This window comes from Rhizobium rosettiformans W3, from assembly GCF_004912135.1.
Lineage (GTDB): Bacteria > Pseudomonadota > Alphaproteobacteria > Rhizobiales > Rhizobiaceae > Allorhizobium > Allorhizobium rosettiformans.
Genome location: NZ_STGU01000004.1, coordinates 260,096 through 280,542 on the forward strand (window position 1 = coordinate 260,096; position 20,447 = coordinate 280,542).

The following is a 20,447-nucleotide window of genomic DNA, read 5'->3' on the forward strand; positions in this document are numbered from 1 at the left end:
TTGCCCTTAGGCGGCGGCAGAAAGCGGCGCGAGCGCCTGTTCTACCGTCACGATCCGGGCAAAGCGGCCGGCAAGCACGAGTTCGGTCCTGACGCGGATATCCTCGGCCGAGAAGACTTTGCCCGAGGCATGCGTCATCGCGAAGGTCAGCGTTGCCTCGGTGACGAAATCGACCTCGAAGCCAAGATCGGAGGCGTGGCGGGTCGTGGTCTCGCAGCACTGTTCCGTGCGGATGCCGGAGACGATGACGCGGCGGATACCGTTTGCGCGCAGCCAGGCCTCGAGGCCGGTATCGACGAGAGCCGAATGCACACCCTTGTGGAAGGTGATGGTCGGCTCGATCGTAATCTCCCAGAGCGTGCGGACAAGGCCGCTTTCCAGCCGGAAGGCTTCGTCCGTGTCGACATGGAAGATCTGCACGATCGGCATGCCGGCGGTCTTGGCCCCATCGATCAGCGCCTGCTGGCGGGCGATGTAGGCCGGCAGTTCCGACGCGTCCCAGTAAGGCGCCTGGCGGAAACTCTCCTGAACGTCGACCACGATGAGGGTAGTGTCTTGAGCGGACATGTTCGTCTCCTGTCTTTGCGATGAAGACTAGCATAGATCCTTGGTTTATAGTCACCATGCGCCTGCCGGACGAAGAGCGGACATTTTCGGCCAAGCATCTCTTTCTCGCGGCAAGCTGATTGTCTGACAACCGGTTGCGCCCTGCCGGAGCTTCGCCTAATGTCCGCCCCGACATTTTGAGGAGGACAAAAGATGCTGCGTTTCGGAATTCTGTCGACGGCCAAGATCGGTCGCGAGCTTGTGGTGCCGGCGATCCAGGATGCCGAAAACGCTGTTGTGACGGCAGTCGCCAGCCGTGATCTCGCCAAGGCCCGCGAGATGGCCGACCGTTTCTCGGTTCCCCATGCCTTTGGCTCCTACGAGGAAATGCTCGCCTCCGACGTCATCGATGCCGTCTACATCCCGCTGCCGACCTCGCAGCATGTCGAGTGGTCGATCAAGGCGGCCGATGCCGGCAAACATGTACTCTGCGAAAAGCCAATTGCACTGAAGGCGGAAGAGATCGACGGGATCATTGCGGCCCGCGAACGCAACAAGGTGCTGATCACGGAAGCCTATATGGTGACCTATGCACCGGTCTGGCTGAAGGTCCGCGAACTGCTGGCCGAAGGCGCCATCGGCACTCTGAAGATGGTGCAGGGCTCCTTTACCTATTTCAACCGCGACCCCGGCAACATGCGCAACATCCCCGAACTCGGCGGCGGCGCGCTGCCGGATATCGGCGTTTACCCGACGATCACCACCCGTTTTGTCACCGGCAAGGAGCCAGTCCGGGTGCAGTCGACCATCGAGCGCGATCCGGAATTCGGCACCGACATCTATTCGAGCGTGAAGGCCGATTTCGGTGACTTCGAGCTGAATTTCTATGTCTCGACCCAGATGGCGAACCGCCAGCTGATGGTCTTCCACGGCACGGACGGCTTCATCGAGGTCAAGTCACCCTTCAATGCCGACCGCTGGGGCGCCGAGGAAGTCGAACTCACCAATCGCGGCCACAACGTCTCCCAGATCTTCCGCTTCCCCGACAGCCGCCAGTACAAGCTGGAGGCAGAAGCCTTCGCGCGGGCCGTGGCCGGCACGAAGGGCGAGGTCGTGACCCTGGAGAATTCCAAGGCGAACCAGAAGCTGATCGACGCGATCTACCGCGCGGCAGAGAAGGACGGCTGGGAGGCGGTGTAATCCGCCTCTTGCCGCCTAGCGGCGAAAGACGTAGCGCGAATAGCCGAAGAAGCTGAACAGCATCGCCGCGATGGACGCAAAGACCAGCGCGGCGTAGGGGCTGAGCAGCGGCGCGCCGATCAGAAGCAGGGCATAGACCCCGTAATTGATCAGCGACGTGACGGCGCCGATGAAGCCGTAGCGAAAGCCTTCGCTGACAACAGAGCGCTTCGAGGCGCCGAAAGTGAAGTGGCGGTTGAGCAGCCATGTCATCGTCATGGCAAACGCGATCGCGACGATACGGGCGGCAAGCGGCCCGATCGGCGTGAAGGTGAGGAACAGCCAGAGCACGCCGGCATCGACGAGAAAGCCGGTGGCGCCGACGACGACGAAGCGCAGGAACTTCTTCATGCAGCGCGGGACGAGCCGCCCTTGCTCGTTAGCTTGGGCGAGCGCTCACGCTTCGGTTTCTCCGGTGCAGTCTGTGCTTCGGTGGCGAGCCTGGACGTGTTGAGCGCCGGAAGCGTGAGATAGTGGATCCTCAGCTGCTCGGCGCGAGACCGCGCGACGGAATCGAGGATGAGCGCTGCCGTGAACGACAGGAAGGACATCATGGTCAGCGCCATGGCGGCGATCCAGGTCGGCATGCGCGAGACGAGGCCGGTGGTGAAGAACTCGTAGAGGACGGGCGCCATGAAACCGATGCTTGCCCCCATCAGGCCGGCGGCGATCAGCCCGAAAAAGGCGAAGGGCCGCGTTTCCTTCATCAGCATGGCGAACATCCAGAGGATCTTGAAGCCATCCTTGAAGGTCGAGAGCTTGGAATGGGAGCCTTCCGGCCGGCGGCCGTAATCGAGCTCGATCTCGCAGACCGGCAGCTTCAGCCGCGAGGCATGCACCGACATTTCCGTCTCGATCTCGAAGCCGGCGGAGACGGCCGGGAAGCTCTTCACATAGCGGCGGGAGAAGGCGCGGTAGCCTGAGAGAATGTCGGTGAAGTCATTGCCGAACAGCATGCGGTAGAGCTGGTTGAACAGCCGGTTGCCGAAGGCATGGCCGTTGCGGCCGGCATCGTCATGCACGCCGCGGCGCGTGCCGACCACCATGTCGGCGCGTTCGGTGATCAGCGTGCGGATCAGTTCCTCGGCGTCGGCGGGTCCATAGGTCCCGTCGCCATCGGCCATGATGTAGATGTCGGCGTCGATGTCGCAGAACATGCGGCGCACCACATGACCCTTGCCCTGGCGGCGTTCGCGCACGACGGTCGCGCCGGCGAGCATGGCCTTCAGGGCCGTGCCATCCGTCGAATTGTTGTCGTAGACATAAATCTTCGCCTCCGGCAGGGCCGCGCGAAAATCGCTGACCACCTGGCCGATCGTGGCGGCTTCGTTGTAGCACGGCAGAAGAACGGCAATGTCGAGGGAGGGAATGGCCGCACGGCTCATGGGGACCTGCTCAAAGCGCTGGGGTTCGGGCAGCCCTTGGCCACCATTGGTTTTACTATTTCTTGAGAAGGTTAAGGCTAGGTTTCGGGCAAGATCAGTCTTTGAAATATGGTCCGTCGCTTGTTCCCGATGGGAGGCAGTTCGGATGGACAGGGAGATTTGAGCCAGCATGGCCGACATGACCTTGCCGGATACGTCGAGAGCCTCGCCCGCGCGCCCGCTTCTGGTCTGGACGCTGGTCTACGGCATCGTCACCATGGCGGTGATCGCCCTGTTGAACCTGCCCATGGCGGTCGATTATGTCGGCGCGGACAATGATGACGTCATGCGCCTCGTTCAGGTGCGCGATCTCCTGGCCGGCCAGTCCTGGTTCGACCTGACGCAATATCGTCTGGGGCTCGAAGTCGGCACGCTGATGCACTGGTCGCGCCTCATCGACCTGCCGATCGCCCTGCTGATTGGTGCCTTCGCCCACTTCGTGCCGATGGAGCAGGCCGAGGCACTCGCGCTGCTCGTCTGGCCCTTCCTGCTGATCCTGCCGCTGATGGCAGCCATCGGCGTGGCGGCCCGGCGTATGGGCGACGATGTCACCATGCATATCGCGCTGCTCCTGACATCCGTTTTCGTCATCACCGCCAATCGCTTCCTGCCCGGCTCGATCGACCACCACAATGTCCAGCTCGTTCTGGTCGCAGCGATCGCCGCCGGCCTGCTCGATCCAGCAAGAGGCACGGCGGGTCATGCGCTGGCAGGTCTCGCCGCTGCCGCAGCCATCGCGATCGGTGCGGAGACGACGCCGCTCATTGCCGCCGCTTGCGCCATCGTCGGCGTCCTCTGGGCTCTGGAAGGGGCAGCATACGCAAAGACCGCACGAACCTTCTCGCTCACCCTCCTCGTCAGCCTCTCGGCCTTCTTCTTCGCCACGGTCCCCCCGGCGCAGTATGCGACCGTGACCTGCGACAGCCTCTCGGTCGGCTTCTATGCGGTGGTCGGGATAGGTGCAGCCGCGCTTTTCATCGCCACCCAACTGCCTGGCATGCAGGATATCCGTCTGCGCATCGCAGCCATCGGCGTCACGGGCCTGCTCGTGGGCCTCGGCGCTCTCACGATCGCCCCGCAATGCCTGCAGAACCCCCTCAACGAGCTGGATCCCCTGCTGCATTCGCTGTGGCTGTCGGGCGTGATTGAAGCGCAATCCTTCCTCGACCAGTTCGACAAGGAGCCCTCGGCCTTTGGCGGCTTTTATGCCGTTGGCTTCTTCGCCATCTGTGTCTGCGGCTTCCGGATCCTGAACGGCGATCGCATCCGGTCGCACGCCATCATCCTCGCCCTGATCGCGGTCTGCTGGTTGATTGCGCTTGTCCAGGTGCGCGGCGCCATCTTTGCAAACCTGCTCGCGATCCCGCCACTCGCGCTCCTCATCGGCGAACTGCGCCGCAAGACCCGGGAGGAACCCGACCAGTTGGGCACGGGCCTGCTCTTCGCGCTGGCCGCCTTCTTGTCGGTGCCGGGAGCCTGGGCCCTGTTCGGCGTTCTTTTTGTCGAGGGCACGGCCGGCGTGACCAACCGCATGAAAGGGCTGGCACCGGCGACCGCGGCTCAGGCGGCAGAAAGACCGGCCTGCGATGCACCGGCGGGCTTTGCAGCGCTCAACCAGCTGCCGACAGGTGTCGTCGTTGCGGCCTCCGACATGGGGCCGGAGATCCTGCGCTTCACCCGCCACCGTGTCCTCTCCGGTCCCTATCACCGCAACCAGGGTGGCATGCTCACCGAACTGCATGTGGGTCTCGCCGAGCCCGAAGAAGCCGCCGCCTTCCTGCGGGGTGCTGGCGCGACGATCCTGGTCTTCTGCCCAGACTTCCCGCAGACGGAAAAGATCGCTGAGACCAAGGCCGATGGTCTCTATGCCGGCATGAGGAAGGGCGAGGTGCCCGGCTATCTCAAGCCCGTGCCCGTGGACGGCCCTTCGGGCATGCAGATCTACCGCGTCGAACTGCCCTGAGGGAAAGCAAGGGATCGCCTGCGCTGCGGGCTGATCTTGCCGGCGTTTTCCGCTAGGGAAGGGGCATGAGCAATTTCTTCGACAACGATTCGCCGACGAACCTCACCGAGTTCTCCGTTTCGGAACTCTCGGGCTCGATCAAGCGCACCATCGAGACCTCTTTCGATCACGTGCGGGTGCGCGGCGAAATCTCCGGCTATCGCGGGCCCCATTCCTCGGGCCATGCCTATTTCAGCCTGAAGGACGACAAGGCGCGCATCGATGCCGTGATCTGGAAGGGCTCCTTTTCCCGGCTCAAATACCGCCCGGAAGAGGGCATGGAGGTGATCGCCACCGGCAAGGTCACGACCTTCCCCGGCTCGTCGAAATACCAGATCGTCATCGAGCAGATGGAGCCGGCGGGCGCCGGCGCGCTGATGGCCCTGATCGAGGAGCGTAAGCGCCGCTTTACGGCGGAGGGTCTGTTCGATCCCGCCCGCAAGCAGCTCTTGCCCTTCCTGCCCAAGGTGATCGGCGTCGTCACCTCGCCGACAGGTGCGGTCATCCGCGATATCCTGCACCGCATTTCCGACCGGTTTCCCGTCCATGTGCTGGTCTGGCCAGTCAAGGTGCAGGGCGAAGGTTCTGGCGACGAGGTGGCCAATGCCATTCATGGCTTCAATGCGCTGGAGCGTGGCGGCCCCATCCCGCGGCCAGACGTGTTGATCGTCGCGCGCGGCGGTGGCAGCCTCGAGGACCTCTGGAGCTTCAACGACGAGGCGGTAGTGCGTGCGGCAGCTGCCAGCGCGATTCCCCTCATCTCCGCCGTCGGCCATGAAACTGACTGGACCCTGATCGACTACGCCGCCGATGTGCGCGCCCCGACGCCGACGGGCGCGGCGGAAATGGCCGTTCCCGTGAAGGCCGACCTCGAGGCGCAGGTGGCGACGCTGTCCGCTCGTCTCTCTGGCGCAATGGTCAGGCAGATGGACAATCGTCGCCAGAACCTGCGCAGCCTCGTGCGGGCACTGCCTTCGCTCGACCAGTTGCTCGCCTTGCCCCGCCGTCGCTTCGACGAAGCGGCTGCCGGTCTCGGTCGCAGTCTCGAGCTCAACACCATGAACAAGCGCCGCAGCTTCGAGCGCGTGGCCGCCAAGCTCTCGCCCGAAATGCTGGCGCGCCGCCTGGTAGAGCGTAAGCAGAAGCTGTCGGAAAGTGGTGTCCGCGCCGAACGCGTCATCGAGCGGCTGATCGAGCGCAACAAGGCGCGGCTCGGGCGTTTCGATGCGACGCTGACGGCGGTCCCGGCGCGGCTGACGGCGATGACGGAACGCTCGAAGGACAGGCTGGAAAGCCTGGGTCGCCGGGCCGACAGTGCCGTGATGAACGATCTGCGCCGCGCCCGCCAGGCGCTGGTGGCGCAGGACCGCGTGCTCCAATCGCTCTCTTACAAGAACGTGCTGGCGCGCGGTTATGCCGTGATCCGCGACGAGGATGACCGGCCTGTCTCGCGGGCCGACGGCCTCACGCATGGCCAGACGATTGCGATCGAGTTTGCCGATGGCCGCGTTAGGGCCGTCGCCGGCGAAGGTGTATCCCCGCCGGAACCGTCAGCGCCACAGCCGGCGCGGATCGCGCCTGCGCCGAAGCCTCCACGCAAGAGCGAGCCACCGGCCGGGCAGGGGAGCCTCTTCTGATGGCACGCCGCTTCCTGGTCGTGCTCGCCCATCCGCTTCCGGAGAGCTTCGCGGCCTCTGCGGCTAGAACGGTGGTCGAGACGCTGGAAGGACGAGGCCACACGGTCGATCTGCTCGATCTCTACGTCGAGGATTTTGATCCGCGTCTTACGGCCGCCGAGCGCGCCGCTTATATGGAGCCCGGTTATGAGCCGCCGGAAGACGTCTCGGGCATCGTCACACGGCTCAAGGCGGCCGATGGCCTGGTGCTCGTCTTTCCGCAATGGTGGTTCAATCTGCCGGCGATCATGAAGGGGTTCATCGACCGCATCTTCGTGCCCGGCGTCGCCTTCGAGCACGACAAGGCCGGCGGGCGCATCGTGCCGCTGATGACCCACATCGAGAGCTTCTGGGTCGTGACCTCGACCGGTTCGCCCTGGTGGGTCGTGCATCTCTACATGGCCAACCCGGTCAAGCGGATCCTGAAGCGCGGCGTGGCTGCCTTCTGTGCCAAAGGCGTGGACTTTCGCATGTTCGCGCTGCACGACATGGACCGGGCGACGGAGGAGAAGCGCAAGGGATTTCTCGACAGGGTCAGGTCCGCTTTCGCCAGCCTTTGACCGGGCGCGGTTGCATCTTCGAAAATTACACTTTTGATTGAAGATGAAGCGTGGTCAAAAACCGATGGTTGACTTTCATTAGGAAGACCTCTATCTATCGGTCATCGATGTTTGCTTGCTAAGCTTTGGTTACCGCGCGGGACAGCCCGCGCCCTGTCGAACCTTCCTCTCAAAAATCGTTCTCTCCGCAGCGCATCCGCGCTGGGTCACTCTATGCGCTATGAAAGGGTTCAACATGACCACTGGCACAGTAAAATGGTTCAATTCCACCAAGGGCTTCGGCTTCATTCAGCCTGACAACGGCGGCCCGGACGCCTTCGTTCACATCTCCGCCGTCGAACGGTCGGGCATGCGCGAAATCGTCGAAGGCCAGAAGCTGGCTTACGACATGGAGCGCGACAACAAGTCGGGCAAGATGTCGGCCTGCAACCTGCAGGCAGCCTGATAGATCCGGGATCCGCTTTCCTTTGACCACGGATGTACTGGCACTGTTGAAGGCACGATCCCTCGGAAAGGTCAGGCGGTTCGCCTGGCCTTTTTTTATTGCCTGAACAAGGCAGCCTCCTGAAAGGAGACCCCATGACCGAACACCTCACCAAATCCAGACAAACGGCCGAGATCGCCTTCGCGAAGACGCAGTCGCAGTTTCTGGCCCGCAGTCGCGCCGTCGACGAGCAGGATGCCATCGCCTCCGCGCGCGACGAAAAGACCATCCGTCTGCGCGAGGCACGTCTCGCCCGCGAGCGTGAAGCCCGCGAAAGCGCCACGGCGGCTCTGGTCGCCAAACGGGCGCGCACCTGAAACCTGACATCCAAGAGATCGGAGACAAGATGAAATTCAGCAGAGATCATGGCCTTGCCGAGCGCCGCACAACAGCCACTGAGGCCAAGGCGGCCCTGCTGCAGGCCTATAAGGCGGCACACGCCGCGGCAGATCCCGAGCGCGAGGCCCGCATGGCACAACGTGCGATCCGCGCCGAAGAACGTGCCAAGCGCCATGCCGAGCGCGACCGGTTGAAGGCCGAAGAAGAGGCCCGAGCCGAGCAGGAAGCCCGCGAGCGCGAAGAAGCGGCGATCGCCGCAGCACGCGCCGAACAGGATGCCCGCGAGCAGGCCGAAGCATCGCGCATCAGCCGCGTGGTCGAAGACGAAGCCGCCCGCAAGGCCGAGCGTGACCGTCGCTACGCTGCCCGCAAGGCCCGCCAGAAGTAACCGGGCGGAGCTCCCTCGTCACGCCGCTGTCCGTTTTCGCTGCCTGACGAGGCGGGTGCGAGCATGGTGAACACTGCGTGTGCAAAATGAGTTGCGCGCAATCGATCAAGCTCATGTGATTATACTAGACAACCATCTTCCTGATCGCCACTTGTGGCCTCGAAGCCGGATGGTCTCCCAAGCGTCCGGCGAAAGGAGCATGATCATGATGAAGAAACTCGTTCTGGCTGCAGCCGTTGCTGCAGCATCCCTTGCCACCCTACCCGCCAGCGCCGCGACTTATGTCGAGGCGGGCGGCTGGACGCCGCGCGAAATTCTCTTCGGCAAGCAGTATAATGGCAATGTCACCGCGATCCGCGTGGACCGCGGCAGCTTCGAGCGGCACACCTATCCGCAGCAGGCCATCTATCCGACAGGCAACAGCCTGGCGCTTGCCCAGGCCGTGGTCGCGGAAGACCCGAGCCTCTCGGCAGCCCTCAAGGTGCGCGGCATCGCCCCGCACAATGTGCTGTGGGTGCAGACGGCCTATAATGGCGGCAAGATCGTCTACTATCGCTGACGACCGGAGTGTTTGCGCGCTTGTCGCGTGAGGCAGATTGTTTCTCGCGACATGCGCGCATCACAAATCTCTGGTATCATCCCGTCCCAGTTCGAGAGCCTGGGAGGGAGCAATGCGCCTTGCAGTCTACAACGTCGAGAACCTGTTCGATCGCGCCAAGGCGATGAACCTCGAAACCTGGGAGGACGGACGCCCCGTCCTCGAAAAGTTCGCCGAGTTGAACAGTCTGCTCGGCGAAATCTCCTACACGCCCGCGGCGCGCAAGAAGATGGCCGACCTGATCATCGCGCTCGGCATGGAAAAGAGCGACACCGGCCCCTTTGTCATTCTGCGCCGCAATCGCGGCGGCCTGTTGAAACGCCCTCAGTCGGGCGGCGTCGAGATCACGGCTTCGGGCCGCAGCGACTGGGTCGGCTCGCTCGAGTTGCGCGACGAACCGATCAACGAACACGCCATGCGCAACACGGCCCGCGTGATCCGCGACCTGGAGGCCGACGTGCTGGGCGTGGTCGAGGCCGAAAGCCGGCCGGTGCTGAAGGCCTTCAACGACGAGATCGTTGCCGCCGTCGACGGCACGCCGTTTCGTCACGTGATGCTGATCGATGGCAATGACGAACGCGGCATCGATGTCGGACTGATGTCCGGACCGCAGTTTCCGATCGGCCGGATGCGCAGCCATGTCGACGACCGGCTGCCGGATGGCAGCGACCGCATTATCTTTTCCCGCGACTGCCCGGAATTCGAAGTGACGACCGCAAGCGGCAACAGGCTGCTGGTGATGGTCAACCATTTCAAGAGCAAGGGGTTTGGCGGCAAGGCCGAGTCGGACCGCCGCCGGAAGGCCCAGGCGACCCGTGTTGCCGAGATCGTGGAGGAGCGGCTGGCCGAAGGCTGGGAGTATATCGCGGTGATCGGCGACTTGAACGACACACCCGAGAGCGATCCCTTGAGCCCGCTTCTGCAGGACGCCGAGCTGACCGATGCCTTCGAGCATCCGAGCTTCGACAATGGCGGCTTCGAGGGCACCTATGGCCTGTCCAATCCCGGCAACAAGATCGATTACCTGCTGCTCTCGCCGAAACTGTTCGACAAGGTGGAGAAAGGCGGGGTCATCCGCACCGGCATGTGGTCGGGGGTAAGGCCGAAACGCTGGGAGACCTATGAGGAGCTGAAGAGGCCGCAGGATGCGGCCTCCGATCACGCAGCGCTCTGGGTCGACCTCGACATTTGAGGTCTGGACCTCAGGCCCATTCCCCCTTCCGCATGACCGGCACCTTCGAGCCGTCGGCGCGAAGGCCGTCGATATCGACCTTGTCTGAGCCGACCATCCAGTCGATGTGGATCAGCGAGGAATTGCCGCCTTGCGCCTTGATCTGCTCCTGGCTGAGCGAGGCGCCGTTGAGGAAGCACTTCGAATAGCACTGGCCGAGCGCGATGTGGCAGGAGGCGTTTTCGTCGAAGAGTGTGTTGTAGAAGAGAACGCCCGAGGCCGAGATCGGCGAGGAATGCGGCACCAGCGCCACTTCGCCGAGACGGCGTGCGCCTTCGTCCGTGTCGAGCACCTTGTTGAGCACGGCCTCGCCCTTGGAGGCCTTGGCCTCGACGATCCGCCCGCCTTCGAAGCGCACCTGGATATTGTCGATCAGCGTGCCCTGATGGGAAAGTGGCTTGGTCGAGGAGACATGGCCCTCCACCTTCAGCGCATGCGGCGTGGTGAAGACTTCTTCCGTCGGGATGTTGGGATTGCAGGTCACGCCATTCTTCGCCGTCGAGGCGCCGCCATGCCATTCATGGCCGTCTGCAAGGCCGACGGTCAGGTCCGTGCCGGGGCCGGTGAAGTGCAGGGCGGCAAATCGCTCGCCGTTCAGCCAGGTGGAGCGCTTCTTGAGTTCCGCATTGTGCTCGGCCCAGGCCGCGACCGGATCGTCGCGATCGACGCGCGAGGCAGCGAAGATGGCGTCCGCCAGCTTGCGCACGGCCTCTTCGATCGGCATGTCGGGGAAGACGAGCTTCGCCCAGGAGGGGTTGGGATAGGAGCAGATGTTCCAGTTGATGTCGAAATTGGAGATATGCTCCAGCGCCGGCTTGTAGGCAATCGAGGTCGCCTTGTTGGCACGGCCGACCTTCGTCGGATCTTCCTGCGCCAGCAGCATCGGATTGTCGCCGGCAATGGCGAGACGGGCAGCGCCATTCTCGTAAGCCTTGGCCATGCCGTCATAGAGCCAGTTCGGCGCGCGGTCGAAGCTGTCGTCGTGACCATGACGATAGCGTGCCAGTGTCGTCTCCTCGTCGGAATAGAAGGTCGTCACCGTCGCCGCACCCGCTTGGTAAGCATGCGCCGTGATCAGCCGCACCAGCGGCACAGCGACGAGCGGCGCGGTCAGCACCAGATCCTGACCCTTTTGCAGCTGCAGCCCGACCTTGATCGCCACCTCGGCGAGCTTGTCGAGCTTGTGCGGATCGATGGAGGCGGAGAGATCGGGGAGGGTCATGGGGCATTCCTGTTTTTGTCTGTATGCCAGACTTAAGGGTAAAGATGGCGAAGTCCAGACCATGCACGCCGAAGCATGGATCTGTTCAGGCAGTGAGCGGTGCCGCAATGGCGCCCAGCGCCTTGAGCGCATCCTGCGGGGACACCCGCACCTGCAAGCCGCGCTGCCCGCCATTCATGTAGACGAGCGGCTCGTCCATGGCCGAGATCTCGATGGCCGTAGGCACCTGTTTCTTCTGGCCGAAGGGGCTGATGCCGCCGACCACGAAACCTGTGAGCTTTTCGGCATTGGCCGGTTTCATCATCGCCGCCGATTTGCCGCCGAAAGCGCTCGCCAGCTTCTTCATCGACACCTCCTTGTCGGAGGGCACGACAACACAGACCGGCTTGCCGTCAAGCTCGGCCATCAGCGTCTTCAACACCCGCGACGGATGCTCACCGATCGCTTCCGCCGCCTGCAGCCCGATGCGCTCGGCATTCGGGTCGTAATCATAGGTCGCGGTGGTATAGGCGACACCGGCCTTGTCGAGGAACTGCGTGGCGCGGGTGGTCTTGGCCATGGCTCAGGCCTGGAAGATCTGCTGATAGGTCTCGGGCTTAAAACCGACCGTGAGCTTGCCGTCGACATCGAGCACCGGCCGCTTGATCATCGACGGCTGCGCCAGCATCAGCGCCTTGGCGCGTGCCGCATCGAGGTTCTCTTTCTGCGCCTCGTCGAGTTTCTTGAAGGTCGTGCCGGCCTTGTTGAGCAGCACCTCCCAGCCAACCTGGCCGATCCAGCTGTCAAGGGTCGAGGCATCGATGCCCTTGGCCTTGTAGTCGTGGAAGTCGTGCGCCACGTCTTGGCTTTCGAGCCAGGTGCGCGCCTTCTTCATCGTGTCGCAGTTCTTGATGCCGTAGATGGTGATGCTCATGCGCCGCCGGTCTCCTGTTCATTCTCGACGGATAGCAAGACGATCCCACGGCTGGCAAGCCGAGCGGGTGGCCTTGGGGCCGGGAGCCGGAAAGTCTGTATAGGCCCGGCATGAAACGGGTTGCTCGATCGCCCGGAGCACGTCACCCTGTGGCAGCATGAGGGATGCAGACCGATGACGAGCAACCAGGCTTATACGCTGTTTGAAACACAGAGCGGCACCTGCGCCATCGCCTGGAGCGATGAGGGCGTTTCCGGCTTTCGCCTTCCGGGCGACGATCCGGAACAGACGGAGCGCGCCATGCGCCGACGGTTCCCGGGCGCCGAGCCTGCGGCGCCGATCGCAGAGATTGCCGCGGCTATCGATCGTGTCCGGGCGTATTTTGCCGGTGAGCGCAGCGACTTCTCCGACCTGCCCCTCGACCTCTCGGCCCAGACGGATCTCTTTCGCCAGATCTACCTCGCCACCCGGCGTCTTGGCTGGGGAAGCACCACGACCTATGGCGCGCTGGCGGGGGAGCTGGAGCTGGGACCTGCGGGTGCCTGGACGATCGGTCAGGCCATGGCGAAGAACCCGATCCCGCTGATCATCCCGTGTCACCGGGTCTTGGCGGCAGGACGCAAGATCGGCGGCTTTTCGGCGCCGGGCGGATCGGACTCCAAGCTGCGCATGCTGGAGCTGGAAGGCGTCGAACTGCCCGACACGTCCCCGGCGCAGCAATCGTTCGTCTTCTGAAGGGGCATACGAAAAAACGGAGGGCGAGGCCCTCCGTTTCAGAAATTTCATATTGGCAGAGGCGTTCGCCTTACTCCCACTCAATCGTCCCCGGCGGCTTCGACGTCACGTCGTAGACGACGCGGTTGATGCCGCGGACCTCGTTGATGATGCGGGTGGCCGCCCGTCCGAGGAATTCCATGTCGTAGTGATAGAAGTCGGCGGTCATGCCGTCGACCGAGGTGACGGCGCGCAGCGCACAGACGAATTCATAGGTACGGCCATCGCCCATGACGCCGACGGTCTGGACCGGGAGCAGCACGGCAAAGGCCTGCCAGATCGCGTCGTAGAGGCCGGCCTTGCGGATCTCGTCGAGATAGATGGCATCGGCTTCGCGCAGGATGTCGAGCTTTTCGCGGGTCACACCGCCCGGGCAGCGGATGGCAAGGCCCGGACCCGGGAAGGGGTGGCGGCCGATGAAGCTATCGGGCAGGCCGAGTTCCTTGCCGAGCACGCGCACTTCGTCCTTGAAGAGTTCGCGCAAGGGCTCGACGAGCTGCATGTTCATGCGCTCGGGCAGACCGCCGACATTGTGGTGCGACTTGATCGTGACCGAAGGACCGCCGGTGAAGGACACGCTTTCGATGACGTCGGGATAGAGCGTGCCCTGGCCAAGGAAATCCGCGCCGCCGAGCTTCTTGGCTTCTTCCTCGAAGGTCTCGATGAACAGGCGGCCGATGATCTTGCGCTTGGTTTCCGGGTCGCTCACACCTTCCAGCTCGCCGACGAACTTGTCGACGGCATCAACATGGATGAGGTGCAGGTTGTAATGCTCCTTGAACATGGCAACGACATCGGCTGCCTCGTTCTTGCGCATCAGGCCGTGGTCGACGAGGATGCAGGTCAACTGGTCGCCGACGGCCTCGTGGATCAGCAGCGCTGCGACCGACGAATCGACGCCGCCGGACAGCGCGCAGATGACGCGCTTATCGCCGACTTGAGCGCGGATCTGCTCGACCGCCTTCTGGCGATAGGCATGCATGGTCCAGTCGCCCTTGATGCCCGCGACCTTCTGGACGAAGTTCTGGATCAGCTTGGCGCCGTCGGGCGTGTGCACGACCTCGGGGTGGAACTGCACGGCGTAGTATTTGCGCGCTTCGTCGGCAATGAAGGCGAAGGGCGCGTTGGAGGACGTGGCCAGAACCTTGAAGCCCGGCGGGATCGCGGTCACGCGGTCGCCATGGGACATCCAGACCTGATGGCGCGAGCCGGTCGACCAGAGGCCGTTGAACAGTTCGCAATCCTGCTCGACATCGAGGAAGGCGCGGCCGAATTCGCGGTGATGGCCGCCTTCGACCTTGCCGCCAAGCTGGGCGCACATGGTCTGCTGCCCATAGCAGATGCCGAAGATCGGAAGACCGCTGTCGAACAGCACCTGCGGCGCCCGGGGGCTGCCTTCATCCAGCGTGGAAGCGGGGCTTCCCGACAGGATGATCGCCTTGGGCTTCAACCGGTGGAAGCCTTCTTCGGCGGACTGGAAGGGGACGATTTCGCAATAGACGCCGGATTCGCGGACGCGGCGTGCGATCAGCTGCGTTACCTGGCTGCCGAAATCGACGATGAGAACACTGTCGGGATGTGCTGTCTGGGTCATGGCGAGCCTTTAAAGAAATCGCGGCCATCTTTCAATGGCAGATCGCCCGCAAAACCTGGAATTTTTGTGCGCCTGCTCAGAACCAGAAGACGCCGTCTTCCAGCGCCGTCTGCAGGCCATCGACGGCAAGCGCCAGCTTCTTGTCGATGACGTGCAGATACTGCGTCCAGTCGTCGATGTGATTGACGTCGTGCCGGCCGTCGGAAATGCCGCGCAACCCGATCAGGGGGATGTTGAAACCTTGGCAGGCGCGCAGAATGGCGAAGGTTTCCATGTCCACCATGTCGGCGTCGATCGACTTGTAGGCGGCGCCCGAGACGACATTCGCCCCAGTGGATAGCGTCGCCGTCTGTATCCCTGGGATCCGGAGCGGCAGTTCGACGGAAACGGGCAGGTCGAGAAACGGCGTCTTGCCCTTCTCAAAACCGAAGGCGGAGGCGTCCATGTCGCGATAGGAGACGGCCGAAACCTGGTAGATCTCGGCCTGTTCGAGCGTCGCCGACCCCGCCGAGCCGAGCGAGACGACGAGATCCGGCAGGTCGTCGTGGCTGGCAAGACGGGCGAGCTCCCGGGTCAGAGCGATGGCCGCTTCGACGGGCCCGACGCCGGTCATCAGCGGAGAAATGCGGGTGCGCAGGAAGACGCCGTATTCGGCATCGGCGGCCATGACGAAGAGCACGTTCTTGCCGGCGACCGGCTTCATTTCATAGGTCATCCGGAAATCCCCTCACGGCCGCGGATGACCATCATCGTGCTGGTCATCGAGGCAATCAGCTTGGCCGGGCCGTCGGTCAGCGCATAGCCGCGACCGTCGGCGACGATGATATTGGAGCCGGGCTTGGTGATTTCGCCGCGAAACAGGAAGCGCTCGCCGCGCCCTGGCGACATCAGGTTCACCTTGAACTCGATGGTGAGCAGGGACACCTCCGGAGTGGTCACCGTATAGGCGGCATAGCTGCAGGCTGTGTCCAGCGCGGCGGAAATGACGCCGGCATGCAGGAAACCGTGCTGCTGGGTGAGCTTGGGATCGTAGGAGAGTTCAATTTCGACGACACCGGGGCTGACGCTCGAAAGCTCGGCCCCAAGCGTTTCCATCGCCCCCTGCCGCGCGAAGCTCTGCCGGATCCGTGTTTCAACGGTCTCCTGATCGTAGTCCACCATGGCTCATATCCCCTTCGGCGGCGAAATTGGCATGGCCGTTCCAGGCAGGCAAGGCGGCGAAACGGAAATTCAGTTCAGCCAGGCAATCGAGAGATTGAGCACGCTCGCAAAGGCGACCCAGGCAAGATAGGGCACGAAGAGCAGGGTCGAAATCCCGTCGATCGGCTTGGCCTTCACCATGAAGGCCACGATCGTCACCAGCATGCCGGCAATGACGGCAAGTGCGAGTTCGGGGTTCTGCAGGCCGAAGAAGGCGGGCGACCACATGAGATTGAAGGCCATCTGGGCGAACCAGAGCTGCATGGCCGCCGACTTCGGCGCACGCTGCCAGATCCGGGCACCGGCCACACCGATCATCACATAGAGCGTGGTCCATACCGGACCAAAGATCCAGGAGGGCGGGTTGAAGAACGGCTTTTCGAGGGTCTGGTACCACTCGCCCGGCATGTTGGTGACACCGGCAATGAGACCCGCGCCGACGACGAAACCGATGAAGAGGATGTAGCTTACGATCTTGGACATGGCAGGCATCTAGGGCGCTCCTTTCGGTTCGACCAGCGTTCTAGATCCGGATGATGTGCTGATCCCAGGCGACAGGGCTTTGGCGGGCGAGGAAATCGCCGCGATAGGAGGAGACCGCGAAGCTTTTCGGCGAGGGGGCGATGCCCGAAGCATCGGCCAGCACGGTCTCCGAAATCAAGCGTCCGTCCTTACCGTCGAGCACGGCCCAGAGCCCGTTTTTAGGCGAGGCGATGCCGACGAGACCCTGAGCCCGGTTGACGGCGATGGCGCCGACATAATTGCCGAGCCGGTCGGTCGTCTCGTCGGGAAGCTGGACATAGGAGACGGGAACGCCCTTGGCAAAATGCCCGACCAGCGGCGGCCGATCCGTGCGCGGCCCCTCATACTGGCAGGCAAACCAGATCCGCCCATCGGCGGCGACATCGAGATGCCGGGTGGAGAGTTGGCTGAGCTCCGGCGGCAGCGTGTGCTTCTCGATCAGCGCGCCGGTCTTGGCATCGGCCAGAACGAGTGACGGCTCCATATGGTCGAGATTGAGCTTGGTGCGGCCGAAATCCGGATGCGTCTCGATCCCGCCATTGGCGATGACCAGGAGACCATCTGCCGTGACGGTGATGTCATGCGTGCCGATGCCATGAGCCGGCACCTCGCCCACGCGCTCGAAGCCGGAGATGCAGTCGTAGATCCCGATCACCCCAGCATTGGCATCGAAGTCGTTTTCGCTGGCATAGAAGAGCCGGCCATCGGGCGAGAAGGCGCCATGGCCAAAATAGTGGCGTCCTTCCGAAGCGGCGATGATGCGCGGCTCAACAGCCTTCTTGGCATCGAAGATGACGGCAAAGGTCCCGGGACGCCTGGCAAAGGCAACCGATAGCCCATTTGCAGCACTGTGGCAGAGCCCGTGGATGCGGCCCGGCAGCGCGATCTCGTCGATCAGTGTGCCGGCCTCGCTGACCAGTCCGATGGCGAAGCTACCGTCGGGACGCTTGAGGCCACTGGCATAGACCGCATCCGTGCGCTCGAGCGCAAAGGCCGACCGGGCGCCAAGCCCCGCGACAAAGGCGAGGCCTGCGGAGCGCAGGAAGGCTCGGCGATCGATGAGCGGCGTTGCGATCATCTCAGTCGCCGTCGGAGAAGGAGAAGCCGGCCGCAAGGCCGATACCGCCACCTAGATCATTGTTGAGCCTCAGGGTCAGGTCGCGGCTGTTCAAGAGCAGGAAGTCGAGCTTTGCGATCTGGGCCGGGTCTTCGACAACGGCGGCCACATCGGGCTTGATGTCGCCGGAGACGCGCGACAGCGAACGGGCCACGAAATCGGTCGACGAGACGACCGAGCGATTGTCTTCGGCCAGAAGCTCCACCATGCCGGAGGTAGCAAGCAGATCGCGCAGGCCTTCGATATTCGCGGTGATCGAGCGGAAGGTATTGCCTGAACGCCAGTAGATCGCCTGACGTGGCAGGGCCTTTTTCGCGTCACCCTTGTAGAACTGCTCGATGCGCTGGTCGCGGATCGTCTCGGCCGCGTGCACGAGCACGCCGAGCAGCTCCTTGGCAGCCTCGGCTTCGTCGCGGAAGATCGGGTTGTCGGGACCGGGCGTTTTCCAGGCGGCCGCCACGCCATCGGGCGCATCCCAGGCTTCGGTCAACTCGCTCCCCAACCGCTTCAGATTGGCCGCGATCGCCGTGCCATATTGGCAGCGATAGGCGCCTTCTGCCGATTGCAGGCTCTCAGAACCCGTGCCGAAGAGAACGAATTCCAGCGCGCCCAGCCCCTGCATGGCCACGCTCTTTTCCTTCAGCGTGTCGACCGACGTCACGCTCGGATCAGGCTTGGCGAGGGCCGCCTGCACCTGCTTCAGCCCAGTGCCTTTGCGATCGGGAAAGAACAGGATGCGCTCGAACCGATTGCCTTCGAGAACTGGCCCGACCCGGACGATCTCGATGCGCGACCAGGCTTCGACAACGTCGCCGAATGTCGATTGCGCGTTCATGAGGCTTTCGGACGAGGGCGAGCCGCAGAGTTCGACCATGGATTCTTCCATGGTATCGGCTTCTTCTTCGAACCGGCGATAGCCGGGCCGGATGAAGTCATCGACGGCGCGGGCCATGACGGAGGGCACCTTGGCCGTGTCGAGCACGCCGACGGTCAGGCTCGATTCCTGCGCCAGCGCCGGAAGGGGCAGCAACATCGTGGAGAGGAGGGCAAGGCGCGTCAGTAACCGCATCAGAGAGACTCCAGGAATGTGATCAGGGCCTTGCGGTCCTCGAGGTTGGCGGCGGCGAAGGCATTGCGGGCGGCTTCCGCCTCCCCGCCATGCCAGAGGATCGCTTCGGTCAGGTTTCGCGCCCGGCCGTCATGCAGGAAGAAGCTGTGGCCGCTGACGACCTGGGTGAGACCGATACCCCAGAGCGGCGGCGTGCGCCACTCCCGCCCGGTGGCATCTCCGACGGCCTGGCCATCGGCCAAACCTTCGCCCATGTCATGCAGCAGGAAATCGGAATAGGGCCAGATCAGCTGAAAGGCCTGTGCCTTGTTGTCAGCTCTGCGGCTGGTCACGAATTTCGGCCGGTGACAAGCCGTACAGCCGCTCTGGTAGAAGATCTCCTTGCCGCGCAGAACCTCCGCATCGTCCACGTTTCGGCGCTTCGGCACGGCAAGGTTCTTCGCATAGAAGGTGACCAGTTCAAGAACGGGGTCGGGGCCTTCGGTATCGCCGAGCCGCGGCTGCACACCGGTGGCGGCTTCAAGGCAGGCGGTCTGCTTCTCCGTGCAGTCACCGAAATGCCTGGGATCATCTGGCGTCGAAATGCCGATATCGCCGGCAAAGGCGCTGGAGCTCTGATCGCGCACCGAGGCATTCTGCGCCTTCCAGCCGAAGCGGCCGAGCTTGATCTCGCCGGTCCGGTGATCGCGGGCGCGGGCGACGCGGCCGGAAATGCCGTCACCATCAAGGTCATCGGGATCGGCCAGCGCCCGAATATCCTCCGCTGGGATCGCCTCGATCAGACCGAGACCGATCATCGGATTGGCGATGCGGGGCGAGAGAACGGTCGTCGGGTCGAGTGGGCCGTAATTCAGGTCACTGACGGAATAGCTGGGGCGTCGCAGCATCACCGTCTCGCCGCCGGAGAGTGTCACCGGCTCCTCGGTATAGGTGACGACCATGCGCCCTTCGGCGGAGATGCCCGGCACCGCCTGTTCCTGCAATTGGCCGCCATAGACGGGATCGGGCAGGGAGGCGATCTCGAGCCGGTCAAGCTTCGCCTGCTCGTCTTCCGTCGCGGCGGGACGCGCCAGTCGGAAAAACATGGACGTGTGATCGCGGTCGCCTTCCGGCGGATGGCCGCGACCATCCTTCAGGTGACAGCTCTGGCAGGCCCGCGCATTGAAGAGGGGACCGAGACCATCGGACGCCTGGGTGGACGAGGGGGAGGAGACCCAGAGCTTGCGGAACAGCGCGTTGCCGAGCTTGAAATCCTGCTCTTCGGCGAAGGTGATATTGGCGGAAAAGTCGGAAAAGGAGTCCGCGCTCACTCCGCGCGGGGAGGTTCCGGCGCCGCCCTGCATCAGCTCGAAGGCCTCGGCCTTGGAAAAATCATCCGTCGGTCGGGTGACGGCGACAACGCGCGCCCTGTCCTTGGGCGTCAGGTCCGCTCGCTCGACGGGCTCGCCGGCCGTGCCAGCCGAGACAAGAATGCCGGTTGTCATCAAGGCGCCGAGGCCGGCGGAGAGAACCCTGCGAGATGTCATGGAAGAGATCGGGTCGCCCGGCT

At 63.5% G+C, this 20,447-nt stretch carries 23 protein-coding genes; 10 read left to right on the forward strand and 13 right to left on the reverse strand.

Annotated features, from left to right (window positions below; all coding sequences use genetic code 11):
- Positions 1-6: 6 nt before the first annotated feature.
- On the reverse strand, positions 7-567 hold the full coding sequence (locus tag FAA86_RS09680) for an isochorismatase family protein (protein WP_136540115.1): 561 nt from the start codon (positions 565-567) through the stop codon (positions 7-9).
- A 192-nt stretch (positions 568-759) separates the two neighbouring features.
- Here FAA86_RS09680 and FAA86_RS09685 point away from each other — a divergent pair, with 192 nt between their 5' ends.
- On the forward strand, positions 760-1,746 hold the full coding sequence (locus FAA86_RS09685; RefSeq protein WP_136540117.1) for a Gfo/Idh/MocA family protein: 987 nt from the start codon (positions 760-762) through the stop codon (positions 1,744-1,746).
- Positions 1,747-1,761: 15 nt separating this feature from the next.
- On the opposite strand, the gene FAA86_RS09690 is transcribed toward FAA86_RS09685, so the two are convergent.
- Both FAA86_RS09690 and FAA86_RS09695 read right to left on the reverse strand, forming a co-directional pair.
- The gene (locus FAA86_RS09690; protein ID WP_136540119.1) at positions 1,762-2,136 is read right to left on the reverse strand and encodes a GtrA family protein; all 375 of its coding nucleotides are present in this window, start codon (positions 2,134-2,136) and stop codon (positions 1,762-1,764) included.
- Positions 2,133-3,170 carry a glycosyltransferase gene (locus FAA86_RS09695; protein WP_136540121.1) on the reverse strand — a complete coding sequence of 346 codons (1,038 nt, stop codon included), beginning with the start codon at positions 3,168-3,170 and terminating at the stop codon, positions 2,133-2,135. The genes FAA86_RS09690 and FAA86_RS09695 overlap by 4 nt, the downstream gene beginning before the upstream one ends.
- Before the next feature lie 178 nt (positions 3,171-3,348).
- Here FAA86_RS09695 and FAA86_RS09700 point away from each other — a divergent pair, with 178 nt between their 5' ends.
- The 8 genes from FAA86_RS09700 to FAA86_RS09735 all read left to right on the forward strand — a co-directional run bounded on the left by FAA86_RS09700 (position 3,349) and on the right by FAA86_RS09735 (position 10,448).
- A complete protein-coding gene (locus FAA86_RS09700) occupies positions 3,349-5,172 on the forward strand; it encodes a hypothetical protein (RefSeq protein ID WP_425467442.1) in 1,824 nt (607 codons plus the stop codon).
- A gap of 65 nt (positions 5,173-5,237) precedes the next feature.
- A complete protein-coding gene (gene xseA, locus FAA86_RS09705) occupies positions 5,238-6,848 on the forward strand; it encodes an exodeoxyribonuclease VII large subunit (RefSeq protein WP_136540125.1) in 1,611 nt (536 codons plus the stop codon).
- On the forward strand, positions 6,848-7,447 hold the full coding sequence (locus FAA86_RS09710) for an NAD(P)H-dependent oxidoreductase (protein WP_136540127.1): 600 nt from the start codon (positions 6,848-6,850) through the stop codon (positions 7,445-7,447). Before xseA ends, FAA86_RS09710 begins: the two co-directional genes overlap by 1 nt.
- A 235-nt stretch (positions 7,448-7,682) precedes the next feature.
- Positions 7,683-7,892 (forward strand): cold-shock protein, encoded by a 210-nt coding sequence (locus FAA86_RS09715; RefSeq protein ID WP_006725042.1) that lies wholly within the window; start codon positions 7,683-7,685, stop codon positions 7,890-7,892.
- A 134-nt stretch (positions 7,893-8,026) separates the two neighbouring features.
- The gene (locus tag FAA86_RS09720) at positions 8,027-8,248 is read left to right on the forward strand and encodes a hypothetical protein (protein WP_136540129.1); all 222 of its coding nucleotides are present in this window, start codon (positions 8,027-8,029) and stop codon (positions 8,246-8,248) included.
- Between the two features lie 29 nt (positions 8,249-8,277).
- Positions 8,278-8,658 carry a DUF6481 family protein gene (locus FAA86_RS09725; protein WP_136540131.1) on the forward strand — a complete coding sequence of 127 codons (381 nt, stop codon included), beginning with the start codon at positions 8,278-8,280 and terminating at the stop codon, positions 8,656-8,658.
- Between the two features lie 205 nt (positions 8,659-8,863).
- A complete protein-coding gene (locus tag FAA86_RS09730; RefSeq protein ID WP_136540133.1) occupies positions 8,864-9,217 on the forward strand; it encodes a hypothetical protein in 354 nt (117 codons plus the stop codon).
- Between the two features lie 112 nt (positions 9,218-9,329).
- Positions 9,330-10,448 carry an endonuclease/exonuclease/phosphatase family protein gene (locus FAA86_RS09735; protein ID WP_136540135.1) on the forward strand — a complete coding sequence of 373 codons (1,119 nt, stop codon included), beginning with the start codon at positions 9,330-9,332 and terminating at the stop codon, positions 10,446-10,448.
- A 10-nt stretch (positions 10,449-10,458) separates the two neighbouring features.
- Here the strand turns inward: FAA86_RS09735 and FAA86_RS09740 are convergent, their stop codons facing one another.
- The 3 genes from FAA86_RS09740 to FAA86_RS09750 all read right to left on the reverse strand — a co-directional run bounded on the left by FAA86_RS09740 (position 10,459) and on the right by FAA86_RS09750 (position 12,622).
- On the reverse strand, positions 10,459-11,709 hold the full coding sequence (locus FAA86_RS09740; RefSeq protein ID WP_136540137.1) for an aminopeptidase: 1,251 nt from the start codon (positions 11,707-11,709) through the stop codon (positions 10,459-10,461).
- A gap of 85 nt (positions 11,710-11,794) precedes the next feature.
- Entirely contained in the window at positions 11,795-12,268 is a 474-nt protein-coding gene (gene ybaK, locus FAA86_RS09745; RefSeq protein ID WP_136540139.1) for a Cys-tRNA(Pro) deacylase, read from the reverse strand.
- Positions 12,269-12,271: 3 nt separating this feature from the next.
- Entirely contained in the window at positions 12,272-12,622 is a 351-nt protein-coding gene (locus FAA86_RS09750; RefSeq protein ID WP_136540141.1) for an ArsC family reductase, read from the reverse strand.
- Between the two features lie 174 nt (positions 12,623-12,796).
- On the opposite strand from FAA86_RS09750, the gene FAA86_RS09755 reads away from it, so the two are divergent.
- Positions 12,797-13,357 carry a methylated-DNA--[protein]-cysteine S-methyltransferase gene (locus FAA86_RS09755; protein ID WP_136540143.1) on the forward strand — a complete coding sequence of 187 codons (561 nt, stop codon included), beginning with the start codon at positions 12,797-12,799 and terminating at the stop codon, positions 13,355-13,357.
- Between the two features lie 70 nt (positions 13,358-13,427).
- Here the strand turns inward: FAA86_RS09755 and guaA are convergent, their stop codons facing one another.
- From guaA to FAA86_RS09790, 7 genes are all read right to left on the reverse strand, one after another.
- Entirely contained in the window at positions 13,428-14,990 is a 1,563-nt protein-coding gene (gene guaA, locus FAA86_RS09760) for a glutamine-hydrolyzing GMP synthase (protein ID WP_113460214.1), read from the reverse strand.
- Between the two features lie 76 nt (positions 14,991-15,066).
- Positions 15,067-15,705 carry a 5'-methylthioadenosine/S-adenosylhomocysteine nucleosidase gene (locus tag FAA86_RS09765; RefSeq protein WP_136540145.1) on the reverse strand — a complete coding sequence of 213 codons (639 nt, stop codon included), beginning with the start codon at positions 15,703-15,705 and terminating at the stop codon, positions 15,067-15,069.
- Complete coding sequence (locus FAA86_RS09770; RefSeq protein WP_136540147.1) at positions 15,702-16,151, reverse strand: PaaI family thioesterase; 450 nt, start codon at positions 16,149-16,151, stop codon at positions 15,702-15,704. The genes FAA86_RS09765 and FAA86_RS09770 overlap by 4 nt, the downstream gene beginning before the upstream one ends.
- Positions 16,152-16,220: 69 nt before the next feature.
- The gene (locus FAA86_RS09775; RefSeq protein WP_377344265.1) at positions 16,221-16,673 is read right to left on the reverse strand and encodes a TspO/MBR family protein; all 453 of its coding nucleotides are present in this window, start codon (positions 16,671-16,673) and stop codon (positions 16,221-16,223) included.
- A 40-nt stretch (positions 16,674-16,713) separates the two neighbouring features.
- A complete protein-coding gene (locus FAA86_RS09780; RefSeq protein WP_136540151.1) occupies positions 16,714-17,790 on the reverse strand; it encodes a DUF1513 domain-containing protein in 1,077 nt (358 codons plus the stop codon).
- Between the two features lies 1 nt (position 17,791).
- Positions 17,792-18,898: an imelysin family protein gene (locus tag FAA86_RS09785; protein ID WP_136540153.1), complete on the reverse strand. Its 1,107-nt coding sequence runs from the start codon at positions 18,896-18,898 to the stop codon at positions 17,792-17,794.
- The gene (locus tag FAA86_RS09790) at positions 18,898-20,424 is read right to left on the reverse strand and encodes a di-heme oxidoreductase family protein (RefSeq protein WP_136540155.1); all 1,527 of its coding nucleotides are present in this window, start codon (positions 20,422-20,424) and stop codon (positions 18,898-18,900) included. The genes FAA86_RS09785 and FAA86_RS09790 overlap by 1 nt, the downstream gene beginning before the upstream one ends.
- Between the last annotated feature and the right edge of the window lie 23 nt (positions 20,425-20,447).